The organism is Microbispora sp. NPDC004025 (assembly GCF_053604425.1).
In genome coordinates this window covers 52,353-66,219 of sequence record NZ_JBSGHN010000004.1, presented here as the reverse complement: position 1 = coordinate 66,219, position 13,867 = coordinate 52,353, and the positions used below count along the sequence as shown (strand labels likewise).

Below are 13,867 nucleotides of genomic sequence, written 5' to 3'. Positions count from 1 at the left end.
GGAGAAACGGCCCTTCTGGTGGTCAGAGGTGCAGCACGCTGCCCTGCTCGTCCACGTGGTCGGCGCTGTCGTCGTCGAACCAGACGCCGCCCGTCGCGAGGTAGCGGAACCGGTGCGCGCCGGGCGGAAGGATCACCGACACGGTGCGGGTGCCGTTCCGGCGCCGCAGCAGTTCGTGGCGGCCGGGCAGCCAGTCGTTGAAGTCGCCGACCACGCTGACCGTCCCCGTGGGGTCGTCAACGGGCAGGGTGAAGGTGACGCGGGTCTTCTGCCCGAACAGCCGGGTGCGCTTGAGCATGCCGCATAGCCTGGCGTATCGCATGTAAAGGAAGAAACCAGTACAGGCAGGACGTAACACAATATTCACGGCCTTTTCAGGGCGCGTGTCCGACCCCGCAGAGGAACCAGGTGGGCAGGTGCCGCCGGGCCTGCCGCGCGAGCAGGTTCTCGTCGTCGGGCCGCCAGTCGTCCAGCGGGACCAGGCCCGGTTCGACGAGGCGGAAGCCGTCGAACAGCTCGTGGATCTGCTCGCGGCTGCGCAGGGTGACGCCGCTGCTGGCCTGCCGGTAGACGGCCGCCCCGTCGTGGGCGTCGCCGGACCGCTCCTCGTCGGTGACATGGGACAGCACGAGGTGGCTTCCGGGCGCGACGGACTCCCTGAGCCGGGACACGAGCTCGGCCGGCTTGTCGTCGTCGGTGAGGAAGTGCAGCACGGCCACGAGCAGGATCGCGACCGGCTCGGCGGGGTCGATCAGCGACCGCAGCTCCGGGTGGTCCAGAATCTCCTCGGGCCGCCGCAGGTCCCCCTGCACGGTCACGGTGGTGGCCGCGGTGCCCGACAACAGGGCCCGGGAGTGCGCGAGCACCACCGGGTCGTTGTCCACGTACGCCACCCGGACGCCGGGGTCCATCTCGTGCGCCACCTCGTGGACGCTGCCCTCGGCCGGCAGCCCGGTGCCGATGTCCACGAACTGCCGGATCCCGGCCTCGGCCACCAGGTGGCGTACGGCCCGGCGCATGAAGGCCCGGTTGCGGCGGGCCAGCGCACGGGCCTCGGGCGCGACCCGCAGAACCCGCTCCGCGGCCTCCCGGTCGGCGGCGAAGTTGTCCTTCCCGCCCAGGAAGTAGTTGTACATGCGCGCGGGATTGGGGACGCGCGAATCGATACCAGGGGGTGGCGGCGCGTCATCGGCCACGCAACATCTCCTCACTCACGGCAGTAAAGAGGACGTGCTGCGAGCATAAGGGCCGCGCGGGAGAAACCCAACGAAGAACGCCATAACTCTGTGACTCCACCTTGTCGCGGGATTGCCGTTCGCCCACACGAGGCACGCCACCGGCAGCGGCAGGAGGACGAGCCACAGCCGATGGGCCACGGGCCACTGCGGGTCGTCCTGCAGCGGCCACAGCCACAGCTCGGCGGTGAGGAAGAGCGTGAGCGCGAGCAGCGTGAACTGGGCCGCCGTGCCCGCGAGGGCCGCCGAACGGCCGTGCCGGGGCCGCAGCCGTACGGCGACGGCGGCGCCGGACAGCCCGGTGAGGACGCAGGTGGCGGCCTCCAGCGCCAGATCGCCGGTGAGCAGTGGGGAGCCCTGGGGCAGGAAGACGACGATCAGGGCGACAGCCGTCCCCCAGGCCCCGAGCGCGGCCCCGGCGGCGAGGGCGGTGCGCAGCCACATCCGCAGCCACCTCGGAACGGGCGTCGCCAGCGCGTCGTACGCCATGGGATCGACGAGGGCGAACCCCGCCGTCGCGCCCATCGCCCCGGCGGACAGCCGCGACAGGACCACGGCGTCGCAGCTCACCACCGCGCCCCGGGTGAGGGCGGCGGCGACGATCACGACTGTGGACGCCAGCCAGGTCCAGGCGAGCGGCGCCCAGGCGACGCCCCGGAGGGTCGGGCGCACGAGGAGCAGTGCCGTACGGATCACGAGCAGTCCTTCCTGTCGTCGGGGTCCGGTGTGAGGCCGAGCAGCGGGAGCGCCCGCTCGATCGTGGTCTTCGGGTCCATGAGCGTCGTCCAGTGGGTCCACACGCGCGAACGAGCGTCCTGACGCGCGACCAGCCGCTCGGCGTACCGGTAGAGGCGCTCGGCGGCGGGTCGCTCGGAGTCCTTGGTCTGGGCCCAGGAGGAGGCGGCGGTGCGCACCGGCCCGGCCTGGCCGCCCAGCCACAGGGCGACGAGCGTGCGCGCCCGTCCCCAATCGGCGCAGTCGGGCCGGGTCTGCTGGAAACCGAGGTCTTCGGCGCCGAACAGCGGGTCGGTGACCGACACGAACCAGTAGTCGGGGTCCGGTAGGCCGGCGACACGGGCGGCCACCTGACCGCCGAGCCAGGCCTCCGAGAGCTCCGCGGTCCCGTTCCTGCCCCACAGGAAGAACGGCCCGGTGGGGTGCGGCCACCCCGGCTTCATGATCGTCCCTCGCCCCTGGCCGAGGGAGACGTCGCCGACCCGCTGCCGGATCTCGGGCACGAGGTCCCGCTCGGCGGGCGGGACCGCGGCGACCACGGGCCGTACGGCGCGTGCCCACAGAGGGATCCACGCCTCGTAGCCCGGATAGGCGCAGTAACGCACCCCCTCGGCCTCCCGGCAGCGCTGCGCCTCGGGGGTCATCCACCGGGCCAGCCTCTCCTCGGGCACCGCGTCGTGCACGCCGCCGATCGCGACGGCCCCCGTGGGCACCGCGACCGCCAGCCCGGCCAGTGCCGCGATCGAGCGCCGGGGACGCAGGCCGTACCGGCCCATCCCCAGGGCGGCGACCAGCGGGATCAGCGCGAGGAGGTAGACGAGATGGGCCCCCGAGGGCCGAGGGTTGATCTCCACGGGCAGGTCGTGGTGCAGGATCACCGGGAGCAGCGCCGCCCACGAACCGCCCGACCTGGACAACTCCACGGGCACCGCGACCGCGAAGAGCACGACGGGCCCCGTCGCCGGCCCGGGGAGCCACCGCCCCGCCGCGACGCCGAGGACACCGCAGAGCGCCGCGCCGGCCGGCCCGGTCAGGGCCTCCCACGGATCGAACCGGGCCGCCGGATGCGCGGGGAGCAGGCTCATCAGGTGGACCGCCGTGGCCGCGCAGGCCACCGCCGCGGCGACGGCGGGAGCGGCGACCAGCAGCGCCCTGGTCCTGGCCGGGGCCCGGACCGGCAGCGCCCGGATGGTCTCCGGCATGCCGTGACGCCGCTCCCGGTTCACCGCGAGGTTCGCCGCCAGCAGCACCCCCGCCCCCACGAGCAGGCAGCCGTACGCGGTGTCGATCGTCACTTCGGGCCAGGCGGGCGCGCGGGACCAGGTCTGCCAGACGCGCAGCGCGACCATGAGCACCGCCGCTCCCCAGATCAGCGGGCTGCGCAGCAGCCGGGCGGCCTCGAGGCGCACAAGGTTCACGCCGCCTCCTCGGTCCGGCCGACGAGGAGCAGATAGCCGTCCTCCACCGTCGGCTCGGCCGGGGCGGCTCCCGCCGGGGCCTCGCCGATCGTGCGGTAGCGCCCGTCGGCCGTACGCCAGAACAGCACGCCGGGGCCGGGGCGCTCGCCGGTGAGGCCGACGCGGCCGGTGGCGACGGCGGCGAGCCCGGCGGGGGTGCCGTCGAACAGGATCCGCCCGCCGTGCATCACGACCACCCGCTCGCACAGCGCCGCGACGTCCTCCGTCTGGTGCGTGGACAGCAGCACCGTACGGCTCTCGCCCAGCCGGGAGACCAGGGCGCGCAGCCGCAGCCGCTGCTCCGGGTCGAGGCCGACCGTGGGCTCGTCGAGGACCAGCAGATCCGGCCCGCCCAGCAGGGCCTGCGCGAGCGCGAGCCGCTGCCGCATGCCGCCCGACAGCTTGCGCGTCTTCGTGCGCGCCCGGTCGCCGAGGCCGACCTCGTCGAGCACCCGCGTCACCTCCCGGTGCCGCGCGCGCCGGTCGGTCATCTCCTTGAGGATCGCGACGTAGTCGAGCGTCTCGAAGGCGGTGAAATGAGGGTAGAACCCGGGGTCCTGCGGCAGGTAGCCGAGCCGGCGGCGCACGGCCGTCCGGCCCGACGGCGTGGCCGGGTCGAGACCGAGGACGCGCAGTTCCCCGGCGTCGGGCGCGAGCGTGGTGGCCAGGCAGCGCAGCAATGTCGTCTTACCCGCGCCGTTCGGGCCGAGCAGGCCGGTCACGCCCGCGCCGAACTCGATGTCGAGGCCGTCGAGCACGGGTCTGCGGCCGAAGCGTCTGCGCAGGCCGCGCACGGTGACGATGGGGGTCATCCGGGCTCCAGGGCGGGATCGAGGCGGTGGCGCCGGACGTACAGGACGAGGGCGAGCAGTGCCGCGGCACAGAGGTAGAGCACCTGCGCGGCGGGCCGGAACGGCAGCGCATGGTCACCCGTCATCGCTCCCACCGCGGTCACGACCCCGAGCCATCCGCCGCCCAGGGCCACGGCGGCGAGGGACAGCGGCACCCGCGTGGCCAGCGCCAGACAGCCCGAGGTCACCGCCAGCGCGGGCAGCAACCAGGCCCAGGCGACGGACGGCATGGCCGCGGCGGGCAGCAGCGGGACGGCCAGGGCGGTCAGCACGACGGCCGTCAGGAGCACGGCGACGGAGCGCACCAGGAGCAGCGGCGCCCCCGCCATGGGCGTGGCCGCGTACATCTCGTGGGCGGGGTCGGCCCGCCGGCCGTACGCGAGCGCGATGCCCGCCGTCGGCAGCACGGGTGCCAGCGTCAGGAACGCGAGGAAGCCGTGCTCGGCCAGGTGCGCGGCCGCCACCGCGAACGCGAGCGCCGCCGTGACGCCCGCGGCCCACGCGCGGCTCAGGGCGGGCGTCGCGGCGAGCAGCCGGGCCAGATGCCCGGGAACCCCCGCGCGGCGCAGCAGGTGCTCCGTCACCGGCGGCCTGGGCGCCGCGACCTCCGCCGCGATCCGCTCCCACGACGCGGCGAGCCACCCCTCGTCGGCGGGCACCGCCGTACGGCACCGGCCACAGCCGACGAGGTGGGTCTCCAGCGACATGACGTTCACCGGGTCGAGCGTGCCGCCCAGATAGCGTTCCAGCAGGTCGGGCGGGATGTGCCAGTCGCCGGCCGTCATGCCAGCTCCTCTCTCAGCCGGGCCTTGGCCCGCATGAGCCGGGTCTTCACGGTGCCCTCCGGGATGCCGAGCAGCCGGGACGCCTCGCGGACGGTCAGGCCGTCGAGGACGGTCGCCTGGATCACGGCGCGCAGTTCGGGCGACAGTCGGGCCAGAGCGCCGCCGAGGTCGCCGTGCTCGATCCCGAGCAGCACACTGTCTTCCGCGGAGGCCAGGCGGGCGTCGGTACCGGCGAGCGCGGTTCCGGTGATCCAGCGTCCGCCGGGGCGTCTGAGCGCGGACGCCAGGCGCCGGGCGGCGATCGTCCAGATCCACGCGGCGGCATCCTCGCCCTGTGGTGAGTAGCGCCCCGCCCCACGCCAGACCGCCACGAACGTGTCCTGTATCGCGTCGTCCACGATGTCGGAGTCGGCGCACCTGCGCAGCAGGCGGGCGCGCAGCCAGGGGGCGTGCCGGTCGTGCAGCAGCCGCAGCGCCTCGACGCGTTCCGCCGCCACCGCCGCGATCAGATCGTGGTCGTCGCTCGACGGGCCCACGGGCGGCGGATGCGGACGTCCACGGGGGAGCCGCAGGGGGAAGGGGCGCATGTCTCGTCTATCGCGCCGTCTACTCCGAACGGTTCATGGGGACCTAGGACCATCGCCCGATGTGGAGGCGCGGCCCGGAAATCTATAACGGGCATATGTACGCCATCAGATTGCATGCTTTCGGTCCCGCCGAGAATCTCGTCTACGAGGAGGTCGAGGATCCCGAGCCCGGGCCGGGCCAGGTCCGCGTCGCCGTACGGGCGGCCGGGGTGCACCTGGTCGACACCACGTTGCGGGCAGGGAAGTACGCGGGCGGCCCGATCCCCGTCCCCGACCTGCCCACGATCCCCGGCCGGGAGGTCGCCGGGGTCGTCGACGCGGTCGGTCCCGAGGTCGATCCCGGTTTGGTCGGCAGGCGGGTGGTGACTCATCTCGGCATGGCTCCCGGCGGCTACGCCGAGCTGGCCGTACGGGACGCGCCGGCGATCCACGAGATCCCGGACGGCCTCGGGTACGGCGAGGCGGTGGCGATGATCGGCACGGGCCGGACCACGATGGGGATCCTCGACGTCGCGGAGATCCGGGCGGACGACGTCGTGCTGGTGACGGCGGCGGCCGGAGGCATCGGCAACCTGCTCGTGCAGGCGGCGGTGCGGGCCGGCGCCACGGTCGTCGGGCTCGCCGGCGGCGCGGCGAAGCTGAGCCGGGTGCTCGCGCTGGGTGCGCACCACGCCGTGGACTACACCGCTTCCGGCTGGCCCGACGAGGTGCGGGCGCTTCTCGGCGACCGGGAGGTCACGCTGGCGCTCGACGGCGTCGGCGGGGACCTCGGGCGCGCGACCCTGGAGTTGCTCGGCGTCGGCGGCAGGATCGTGCTGTTCGGCTGGGCGGACGCGCAGGGCGGCCCGACCGCGCTGACCACGGAGGACCTGTACGCCCGGGGCATCACGGCGGCGGTGGCGGTCGGCCCCCGGGTGCTGAAGCGGCCGGGCGGCCTGCGGGGCCTGGAGGAGCGGGCGCTCGCGGCCGCGGGGTCGGGCGCGCTGGTCCCGCTGGTGCAGAGCTTCCCGCTCAAGGACGCCGCCGCCGCGCACGCCGCGCTGGAGAGCCGCGCGACCACGGGCAAGGTCGTCCTCGTGCCCTGAGCCCGTCAGGCCACGAGCACGGGGTGGGGGAGCACCGAGTTGTGGCAGTAGCCGAGGTCGTTCCAGGGGGTGGCGTCCGGCTGGGATCGGCCGTGCTCGTCGGTGGCCCGCACCCGCACGACGTGCGCGCCCGGGGCGGGATCCCAGGGGAACCGCCAGCGGGTCCAGACGCCGGGGAGGTCCGGTCCGTCGAGGGCGGCCGATCGCCAGGGGCCGTCGTCGATCCGGTAGTCGACGGCCGTGACGCGGTCCTCCCCGGCGTACGCGCGGCCGCGGATCATCTGCGGGCCGGGGCCCAGGCGCGCGGGCCAGGGCAGTTCGACCAGGCTCGCGACCGGCGTGGAGGTGATCGGCACGGCCGGTCGGCCGGGTGCGGTGATCACGTAGTCCTCGGTGTTCCACGGCTCGCGCAGCGGCCGGTCGGACACCTCGATGCGGCCCGCCCACTTGATGCTCGCCGCGCCGAGCCAGCCGGAGACGACCACGCGGGCGGGAAAGCCGTGGTCGGGCGGCAGGATCTCGCCGTTCATGGCGAGCGCGAGCAGGGTGTCGGGCGCCAGGGCCTTGGCGAGGGGCATCGGGCGGCGTCCGCGCGCTGCGTCGAGCCCTTCCGGCATGACCTCGACGGCGGCGTCCGTGAGCCCCGCCGGTTCGAGCAGGTCGCGCAGCGGGATACCGGTCCACTCGGCGGTGCCGATCGCGCCGCGGCCCCACTGCACTCCGCCGAAGTGGTGGCCGTGCTCGGCGCCGAAGAGGGCGCGCCGGTTGCCCGCGCACTCGAGGGTCCGGACGACGGACACGAGCGGGAAGCGGCGCCACAGGTCGTCGTAGGTGTAGCGGACGGTCCGGCGTACGCCGCCGCCCTCGACGCGCAGCGTCCAGGTTCGCGCGTCGAGTCGGGGGGTCGGGGCGTGGTTGCGGACGAAGAACCGGTCGGTCGGAGTGAGCAGGCCGGGCAGGCGGTCGGGCCGGCTGCCGTAGTCGAGTCCGGTGCCCGCGTCCTCCATGAGGTCGGCGGTCGCCGGCTTCACCACCGCCGTGCGGCTGCCGGGTGTCGTGCGCATCGGCCCTTCCTCTCCGGGCCGACGCGGTGACGGGCCCGTCAGCCCAGGTCCTGGCTCGCTCGCCGGGCCTGCCGCTGGGCCCAGGACGCGAGACGCGACCAGCGCCGGGCCGCGACCAGTCGGCTGGCGACGCGCGCGTTGTCGGCCTCGCGGTGCAACTCGGTGATGCGCTCGGTGGCCAGGGAATAGTCGTAGAACATCATTGCCGCCCCGGTGGTCGTTGTAACTGTCCTAATTGTCTTAGTCAGTTACAAAGGTACGGCAAAGGAGCGTAACTGGTCAAGCTAATTTGGACAGTTACAGGGTCGCCGCCCGCCGCGTGTCGTACGCCCGGATCACGGTGTCGAGCAGGCCGGGGAAGAGGGCGTCGAGATCCTCGCGGCGCAGGGAGCTCATCTTCGCGGTCCCCCGGTAGACCTGCCTGATCACGCCCGCCTCGCGGAGCACGCGGAAGTGGTGGGTGCTCGTCGACTTGCTGACCGCGAGGTCGATCGCCGAGCAGGACGACTCGCCGCTGCCGGCGAGATAGCACACCACCTGGAGCCGTACGGGATCGGACAGCGCGTGCAGCACGTCCTCGAGCCGGATCTCGGACCGGTCCGGATGGTCGAGCGTCCGAGGGGTCATCGGGCCTCCCTTGTACGAAGGTCTTCGTAGTTTGACAGATGGCGTACTACGAGAGCTATCGTACAAGAGTCCCGACGACGAGAGGAGCGCGGCGTGAGCGCGTTGTTCGAGCCCCTGACCCTGCGGAACCTGACCATCCCCAACCGCGTCTGGATGTCGCCGATGTGCCAGTACTGCGCGGCCGTCGAGGGCCCGGAGCAGGGCGTCCCGACCGACTGGCACCTGACCCATCTCGGGTCCCGGGCGGTGGGCGGGGCCGGTCTGATCGTGGTCGAGGCCACCGCCGTGTCCCCCGAGGGCCGGATCAGCCCCGCCGACCTCGGGCTGTGGAACGAGCGCCAACAAGCACAGTTCGGTCGCCTCGCCCGGTTCCTCGCGGACCAGGGCGCGGTGCCCGGCATCCAGCTCGCGCACGCCGGGCGTAAGGCGTCCACCGACCGCCCGTGGCGGGGCGGCGCGCCGGTCGGCCCGGAGGACCACGGCTGGCGGCCGGTCGCGCCCAGCCCGATCCCGTTCGCGGAGGGCCACCCGGTGCCCGACGAGCTGAGCGAGGCCGACATCCGGCGGCTGGTGGAAGGCTTCGCGGCGGCCGCGCGGCGCGCGCTCGCGGCCGGCTTCAAGGTGGTGGACATCCACGGCGCCCACGGCTACCTGATCCACGAGTTCCTGTCGCCGTTCAGCAACCGGCGCACCGACGCGTACGGCGGCAGCTTCGAGAACCGGGCTCGCTTCGCCCTGGAGGTGGTCGACGCGGTGCGCGCCGAGTGGCCGGACGAGCTGCCGGTGTTCTTCCGGATCTCGGCCACCGACTGGCTGAGCGAGAACCCCGAGGACCCCCGCGAGGGCTGGACCGCCGACGACACCGTGCGGCTGGCCAAGGAGCTGCTCGCCCACGGGGTGGACCTGCTCGACGTCTCGACGGGCGGCAACGCGCCGAAGGCCCGGATCCCCGTGGGGCCGGGATACCAGGCGCCGTTCGCGGCCCGGGTGAAGGCGGAGACCGACCTGCCCACGTCGGCCGTCGGCCTCATCACCGAGCCGCGCCAGGCCGAGGAGATCGTCGCCTCCGGGCAGGCCGACGCGGTGATGCTCGGCCGTGAGCTGCTGCGCGACCCGTACTGGCCGCACAACGCGGCGCGCGAGCTGGGGGCGGCCGTGCGCCGGCCCGACCAGTACGGCTGGGCGGTCTGAACGCCCGGACGTGGGTAGGGGTGGCCGTATGGCAGAGATCGGTTTCACCCTTATGTGCGAGCAGACGCCCGCGAAGGAGCTGGTGGAGGACGCGGTCGCGGCCGAACGGACCGGTTTCGACTACGCGGTCATCTCCGACCACTACTTCCCGTGGCTGGAGGAGATGGGCCACTCTCCGTACGCCTGGTCGGTGCTGGGCGCGGTGGCGCAGGCCACCGAACGGCTGCCGCTGATGACGTACGTGACGTGCCCGATCATGCGGTACCACCCGGCCGTGGTGGCGCAGAAGGCGGCCACGATGGGGGCGCTCAGCGACGGCAGGTTCACCCTCGGCGTGGGCGCGGGCGAGAACCTCAACGAGCACGTGGTCGGGCACGGCTGGCCGCCGGTCAACACCCGGCACGAGATGTTCCGCGAGGCCATCGAGGTCATCAAGGAGCTCTTCCAGGGCGGCTACCGCAACTACCGCGGCGAGTACTTCGACCTCGACTCGGCCCGGCTGTTCGACCTGCCCGAGCGGCCGGTGCCCATCGCGGTGGCCGCGTCCGGCGAGCAGTCGGTGGACATCGCGGCCGAGCTCGGCGACGGTCTCGTGGCGACCGACCCGGACGGGTCGCTGGTGGAGAAGTTCGCCGCGTCCGGCGGCGAGGCCAAGCCCGTCTACGGCCAGCTCGCCGTCTGCTACGACCCCGACAGGGACGCCGCGATCGAGCGGGCGCACCGCATGTGGCGCTGGGCGGTGACCGGCTGGAAGGTCATGTCGGAGCTGCCCGCGCCGGTCAACTTCGCCGCCGCGACCGAGACCGTACGGCCGCAGGACGTGGCGGAGAAGGTGCCCTGCGGCGCGGACGTGGACGCCGTGGTCGAGGCCGTGCGGCAGTACACCGACGCCGGATTCACCCACCTCGCGCTCGTGCAGGTCGGGCGGGAGCGGCAGCGGGAGTTCTTCGAGTGGTCGGAGAAGGAGCTCCTCCCCGCGCTGCGCGACCTGTAGCGCGCAACGGGCGGGGAAGAATTAGAGACTTGATCTAGAGAGTTGCTCTAATTAGAGTCGCCGCATGACACCCACCGCTGTGGTGACGGGCGGCTCGCGCGGCATCGGGCAGGCGGTCGCGTCCCGTCTCGCCCGCGAGGGGTTCCGGGTGGTGATCGTGGCCCGCGATCCCGTACGCGGGGAGGCGGCGCGGGCCGCCCTCCCGGGCGACGCGGTGCTCGTGACCGCCGATCTGGCGGAGACCGCGTCGGTGCGCGCGGCGGCCGGCGCGCTGCTGGAGGCCTGCCCGCGGCTCGACGTGCTGGTGCACAACGCGGGGATCTGGCCGGTCCGGCGTGAGATCACCGGGGACGGCGTCGAGCGGGCGTTCGCGGTCAACCATCTCGCGCCGTTCCTGCTGAACCACCTGCTGGAGGAGCGGCTGCGGGCGAGCGGCGCGCGGGTGGTGCAGGTCAGCGCGGGCCTGTACGTCAAGGGCCGGTCCGACCCCGGCCGGACGGTGACCGGACTGGACTTCCACCCCGTCAGGACGTACGCCGACACCAAGCTGTGCAACCTGATGCTGGTGCCGCTGTTCGCCCGGCGATGGCAGGATGCCGGGGTGACGATCGACGCGGTCCACCCGGGGGTGATCCGGACCGATCTGGGGGCTCGCGACGGCCTGTTCGGGCTCGTGCTGAAGGCGGTCAAGCGCACCTGGGGCACCCCGGACGACGGCGCCGAACCCGTCGTCCGGCTCGCCCTCGACGGCTCCGGCGGCACCGGGCGCTACTTCGAGATCGGCAAGGAGACCCCGCTCGCCCCCGTCGCGTGTGATCCCGAGATCGCGCAGGCGCTGTGGCGGCAGGCCGCGGCCCTGACAGGGACGGCGTGACCCGTCAGCGGCGCGGCGAGGAGACGGTGCGGCGGCTGCTCGACGCCGCGCTCGCCGTCTACACCGACGACGGGCCGCGGGGCTTCACGATGCGGGCGGTCACGGCCCGCGGCGGGGTCAGCGTCGGCAGCCTCTACCACCACTTCGGCAGTTTCGACGGCCTGGCGACCGCGCTCTACTCCGAATGCATGGCCGATCTGCTCGACGAGTTGATCGCGGCGCTGGAGGGCGTGGACGACCCCCGCGCCGGGGTGCGCGCGCTGGTCGGGGCTTATCTCGGGTTCGTCCGGGCGAGCCCGGTCAAGGCGCGGTTCATCCACGCCTCGCCGTACCTCGGGCATCTGGAGCAGAAGACGGCCGCCGTCGCCAAGGCACCCCGCCTCGACGCGCTGGTGGCGTGGCTGCGCCCGCACGTGGCGTCCGGGGCGGTCGCGGACCTGCCCGTTCCGATGATCGAGATGCTGCTGATCGGCCCGGTCGCGGAGGTCGCCCGCCGCTGGATCGCCGGCGAGCCGGGGGTGGACCTCGACGAGGCCGCCCGGCTGCTGCCCGAGCCCATCTGGCGGTCCCTGAGCGCCGGCCCGCACGGCGCGTGAGATGATCGCGCTCGGCACCGCGGATGGGGAGGAACGGATGTCCGAGCGCACGCAGACGGTGACGGTCGCGGACGGCGGGTTCGACCTGCGCCTGTGGATTCCGGAGCGGGGGAGCGGCCCGGGGCTGCTGCTCATTCCCGAGATCTTCGGCGTCAGCGACTACATCCGGGCCGTCGCCGCCGACCTCGCCGGGCTCGGCTACGTCGTGGGCGTCCCGGACCTCTTCTGGCGGCTGAACCCCGGCTGGGCGGCCGCGCACGATGAGGAGGGGCTGCGCGCGTCGCTGGAGCAGGTGGCGGACCTCGACCCCGAGAAGGCCGCGGACGACTGCGCCGCCGCGCTCGGCGCGCTCGCCGCGCGGCCCGAGGTGACGGGCGGGACCGGCGCGCTCGGCTTCTGCCTCGGCGGCTCGCTGGCCTACGCGGTGGCGGCCCGCGGTGACGAAAGCGGCCTGTCGGCCGTGCTGTCCTTCTACGGCTCGGCCGTCCCGGACGCGCCGGAGTCGCTGGACGACATCCGCTGCCCGATCCAGTTCCACTTCGGGGGGCGGGACCCCTACATCCCCCGGGACCGGGTGGCGATCGTGGAGGAGGCGGCGGCCGGGCGGCCGGGCGTGGAGGTCCATGTGCAGGAGGGGGCCGGCCACGCCTTCCACAACTTCTACGCGCCGATGTTCCACGACCCCGAGGCGGGCCCTGCGGCGTGGGCGCTGGCCATGGACTTCCTGCGCCGTCACCTCCCGGCGGTCTGAGCCTCCCGCGCCTCCCGCTTCCAGGGGAGCGCGGGCAGGCCGCACCGCACGCGCAGGAGCATCCAGAAGGCCGGGGCCAGCAGCAGCACGGCGAGCAGCACCCAGACGGTCTCGGTGTTGCCGACGCCGAACATCTTCAGCGCCGAGGCGAGCAGCACGAACGCGAGGACGCGGCGGATCAGCCCGCCGGGGGCGCGCGAGGAGATCCGCGAGCCGAGGTAGACGCCCGGGATCGAGCCGGCCAGCAGCGCGACCGTGACCGACAGCGTGAACTCGCCGAACATCAGATGACCGAGCGCGGCCGACATGACCAGCGGCACGGCCTGGACCAGGTCGGTCCCGACGAGCTGGTTGGCCTTCAGCGCGGGGTAGAGCGCCAGCAGGGCCACGATGATCAAAGAGCCGGAGCCGACCGAGGTGATGCCGACCACCAGCCCGCCGACGGCCCCCACCAGCGCGGTCGGCAGCGGCCGTACGGTGACGGCGGGCATCTCGGTCGCGGCCGGTTCGCCGGGGGCGGCGGTGCGCCGGCCGGTCTCGGGGGTGCGGCCCTCGGCGCGGTCGCGCATCGCGAGATAGCCGCGTACGGCCAGGCCCGCCGCCGCGATGAGCAGCGCGATACCGAGGCCCTTCTGGATCACGTTCTGCACACCCTCGCCGTCGCCGAGCGCGCGGGCGATGAGCACGCCGCAGAACGCCGCGGGGACCGAGCCGGCGCACAGCCAGGCGACGAGCCGCAGGTTGACCGTCCCCCGGCGCAGGTGCACGAAGCTCCCCACCGGTTTCATCACGGCGGCGGCGACGAGGTCGCTCGAGACGGCGGCGAGAGGCGGCACGCCGAAGAACGTCACGAGCATGGGCGTCATCAGGGCGCCGCCGCCCATCCCGGTCAGGCCGACGACGACGGCGACCAGAAAGGAGCCCATCGCCATGGTGTAGTCGAAATCCACTCCTTTACCCTACCAAACCCATCGGAAATACGGATACCCCCCCTGGGCGGACGACCGTTGACGTGGTGGTCATCGAGCGATTACG

Annotated in this window: 17 protein-coding genes; 6 read left to right on the top strand and 11 right to left on the bottom strand. The window is 73.6% G+C overall.

All coding sequences use genetic code 11. The features are described 5' to 3' along the window. Positions 1 to 22: 22 nt before the first annotated feature. From ACWEQG_RS12145 to ACWEQG_RS12115, 7 genes are all read right to left on the bottom strand, one after another. The gene (locus ACWEQG_RS12145) at positions 23 to 298 is read right to left on the bottom strand and encodes an isoamylase early set domain-containing protein (protein ID WP_452284063.1); all 276 of its coding nucleotides are present in this window, start codon (positions 296 to 298) and stop codon (positions 23 to 25) included. 76 nt (positions 299 to 374) lie between these two features. Then, positions 375 to 1,196: an SAM-dependent methyltransferase gene (locus ACWEQG_RS12140; RefSeq protein WP_452284061.1), complete on the bottom strand. Its 822-nt coding sequence runs from the start codon at positions 1,194 to 1,196 to the stop codon at positions 375 to 377. Between the two features lie 15 nt (positions 1,197 to 1,211). Beyond that, positions 1,212 to 1,931, bottom strand: a complete 720-nt coding sequence (locus ACWEQG_RS12135; protein ID WP_452284059.1) for a hypothetical protein — start codon at positions 1,929 to 1,931, stop codon at positions 1,212 to 1,214. Continuing rightward, positions 1,928 to 3,388 carry a hypothetical protein gene (locus ACWEQG_RS12130; protein ID WP_452284057.1) on the bottom strand — a complete coding sequence of 487 codons (1,461 nt, stop codon included), beginning with the start codon at positions 3,386 to 3,388 and terminating at the stop codon, positions 1,928 to 1,930. The genes ACWEQG_RS12135 and ACWEQG_RS12130 overlap by 4 nt, the downstream gene beginning before the upstream one ends. Further along, positions 3,385 to 4,239, bottom strand: a complete 855-nt coding sequence (locus ACWEQG_RS12125; protein ID WP_452284055.1) for an ATP-binding cassette domain-containing protein — start codon at positions 4,237 to 4,239, stop codon at positions 3,385 to 3,387. Before ACWEQG_RS12125 ends, ACWEQG_RS12130 begins: the two co-directional genes overlap by 4 nt. Further along, the gene (locus tag ACWEQG_RS12120) at positions 4,236 to 5,063 is read right to left on the bottom strand and encodes a zf-HC2 domain-containing protein (protein WP_452284053.1); all 828 of its coding nucleotides are present in this window, start codon (positions 5,061 to 5,063) and stop codon (positions 4,236 to 4,238) included. The genes ACWEQG_RS12125 and ACWEQG_RS12120 overlap by 4 nt, the downstream gene beginning before the upstream one ends. Next, the gene (locus ACWEQG_RS12115; RefSeq protein ID WP_452284051.1) at positions 5,060 to 5,650 is read right to left on the bottom strand and encodes an RNA polymerase sigma factor; all 591 of its coding nucleotides are present in this window, start codon (positions 5,648 to 5,650) and stop codon (positions 5,060 to 5,062) included. The genes ACWEQG_RS12120 and ACWEQG_RS12115 overlap by 4 nt, the downstream gene beginning before the upstream one ends. A gap of 95 nt (positions 5,651 to 5,745) precedes the next feature. On the opposite strand from ACWEQG_RS12115, the gene ACWEQG_RS12110 reads away from it, so the two are divergent. After that, on the top strand, positions 5,746 to 6,735 hold the full coding sequence (locus ACWEQG_RS12110; RefSeq protein WP_452284049.1) for a zinc-binding dehydrogenase: 990 nt from the start codon (positions 5,746 to 5,748) through the stop codon (positions 6,733 to 6,735). A gap of 5 nt (positions 6,736 to 6,740) precedes the next feature. Here ACWEQG_RS12110 and ACWEQG_RS12105 read toward each other — a convergent pair whose 3' ends face one another. The 3 genes from ACWEQG_RS12105 to ACWEQG_RS12095 form a co-directional block, all read right to left on the bottom strand. Continuing rightward, complete coding sequence (locus ACWEQG_RS12105; RefSeq protein ID WP_452284047.1) at positions 6,741 to 7,799, bottom strand: sulfite oxidase; 1,059 nt, start codon at positions 7,797 to 7,799, stop codon at positions 6,741 to 6,743. Between the two features lie 38 nt (positions 7,800 to 7,837). Beyond that, complete coding sequence (locus ACWEQG_RS12100) at positions 7,838 to 8,002, bottom strand: hypothetical protein (protein ID WP_452284045.1); 165 nt, start codon at positions 8,000 to 8,002, stop codon at positions 7,838 to 7,840. Positions 8,003 to 8,096: 94 nt separating this feature from the next. Then, entirely contained in the window at positions 8,097 to 8,426 is a 330-nt protein-coding gene (locus ACWEQG_RS12095; RefSeq protein WP_452284043.1) for an ArsR/SmtB family transcription factor, read from the bottom strand. A 93-nt stretch (positions 8,427 to 8,519) separates the two neighbouring features. Between ACWEQG_RS12095 and ACWEQG_RS12090 the strand changes: the two genes are divergently transcribed. The 5 genes from ACWEQG_RS12090 (at position 8,520) to ACWEQG_RS12070 (ending at position 12,832) form a co-directional block, all read left to right on the top strand. After that, positions 8,520 to 9,617, top strand: coding sequence for an NADH:flavin oxidoreductase/NADH oxidase (locus ACWEQG_RS12090; RefSeq protein WP_452284041.1), 1,098 nt, complete (start codon positions 8,520 to 8,522; stop codon positions 9,615 to 9,617). Positions 9,618 to 9,645: 28 nt separating this feature from the next. After that, positions 9,646 to 10,611: an LLM class F420-dependent oxidoreductase gene (locus tag ACWEQG_RS12085; RefSeq protein ID WP_452284039.1), complete on the top strand. Its 966-nt coding sequence runs from the start codon at positions 9,646 to 9,648 to the stop codon at positions 10,609 to 10,611. A gap of 64 nt (positions 10,612 to 10,675) precedes the next feature. Continuing rightward, positions 10,676 to 11,485 carry an SDR family NAD(P)-dependent oxidoreductase gene (locus ACWEQG_RS12080; protein WP_452284037.1) on the top strand — a complete coding sequence of 270 codons (810 nt, stop codon included), beginning with the start codon at positions 10,676 to 10,678 and terminating at the stop codon, positions 11,483 to 11,485. After that, on the top strand, positions 11,482 to 12,081 hold the full coding sequence (locus tag ACWEQG_RS12075) for a TetR/AcrR family transcriptional regulator (RefSeq protein WP_452284035.1): 600 nt from the start codon (positions 11,482 to 11,484) through the stop codon (positions 12,079 to 12,081). Before ACWEQG_RS12080 ends, ACWEQG_RS12075 begins: the two co-directional genes overlap by 4 nt. Before the next feature lie 37 nt (positions 12,082 to 12,118). Then, positions 12,119 to 12,832: a dienelactone hydrolase family protein gene (locus ACWEQG_RS12070; RefSeq protein WP_452284033.1), complete on the top strand. Its 714-nt coding sequence runs from the start codon at positions 12,119 to 12,121 to the stop codon at positions 12,830 to 12,832. Here ACWEQG_RS12070 and ACWEQG_RS12065 read toward each other — a convergent pair. Continuing rightward, entirely contained in the window at positions 12,814 to 13,764 is a 951-nt protein-coding gene (locus tag ACWEQG_RS12065; RefSeq protein WP_452285081.1) for a sulfite exporter TauE/SafE family protein, read from the bottom strand. The genes ACWEQG_RS12070 and ACWEQG_RS12065 overlap by 19 nt on opposite strands. Positions 13,765 to 13,867: the final 103 nt, after the last annotated feature.

What these genes read in the sequence shown, in the direction of transcription:
- ACWEQG_RS12125 (WP_452284055.1), bottom strand. Translation starts at nt 4,239, where the DNA reads ATGACCCCCATCGTCACCGTGCGCGGCCTGCGCAGACGCTTCGGCCGC.
- ACWEQG_RS12105 (WP_452284047.1), bottom strand. Translation starts at nt 7,799, where the DNA reads ATGCGCACGACACCCGGCAGCCGCACGGCGGTGGTGAAGCCGGCGACC.
- ACWEQG_RS12115 (WP_452284051.1), bottom strand. Translation starts at nt 5,650, where the DNA reads ATGCGCCCCTTCCCCCTGCGGCTCCCCCGTGGACGTCCGCATCCGCCG.
- ACWEQG_RS12095 (WP_452284043.1), bottom strand. Translation starts at nt 8,426, where the DNA reads ATGACCCCTCGGACGCTCGACCATCCGGACCGGTCCGAGATCCGGCTC.
- ACWEQG_RS12065 (WP_452285081.1), bottom strand. Translation starts at nt 13,764, where the DNA reads ATGGCGATGGGCTCCTTTCTGGTCGCCGTCGTCGTCGGCCTGACCGGG.
- ACWEQG_RS12070 (WP_452284033.1), top strand. Translation starts at nt 12,119, where the DNA reads ATGTCCGAGCGCACGCAGACGGTGACGGTCGCGGACGGCGGGTTCGAC.
- ACWEQG_RS12120 (WP_452284053.1), bottom strand. Translation starts at nt 5,063, where the DNA reads ATGACGGCCGGCGACTGGCACATCCCGCCCGACCTGCTGGAACGCTAT.
- ACWEQG_RS12085 (WP_452284039.1), top strand. Translation starts at nt 9,646, where the DNA reads ATGGCAGAGATCGGTTTCACCCTTATGTGCGAGCAGACGCCCGCGAAG.
- ACWEQG_RS12080 (WP_452284037.1), top strand. Translation starts at nt 10,676, where the DNA reads ATGACACCCACCGCTGTGGTGACGGGCGGCTCGCGCGGCATCGGGCAG.
- ACWEQG_RS12110 (WP_452284049.1), top strand. Translation starts at nt 5,746, where the DNA reads ATGTACGCCATCAGATTGCATGCTTTCGGTCCCGCCGAGAATCTCGTC.
- ACWEQG_RS12145 (WP_452284063.1), bottom strand. Translation starts at nt 298, where the DNA reads ATGCTCAAGCGCACCCGGCTGTTCGGGCAGAAGACCCGCGTCACCTTC.
- ACWEQG_RS12100 (WP_452284045.1), bottom strand. Translation starts at nt 8,002, where the DNA reads ATGATGTTCTACGACTATTCCCTGGCCACCGAGCGCATCACCGAGTTG.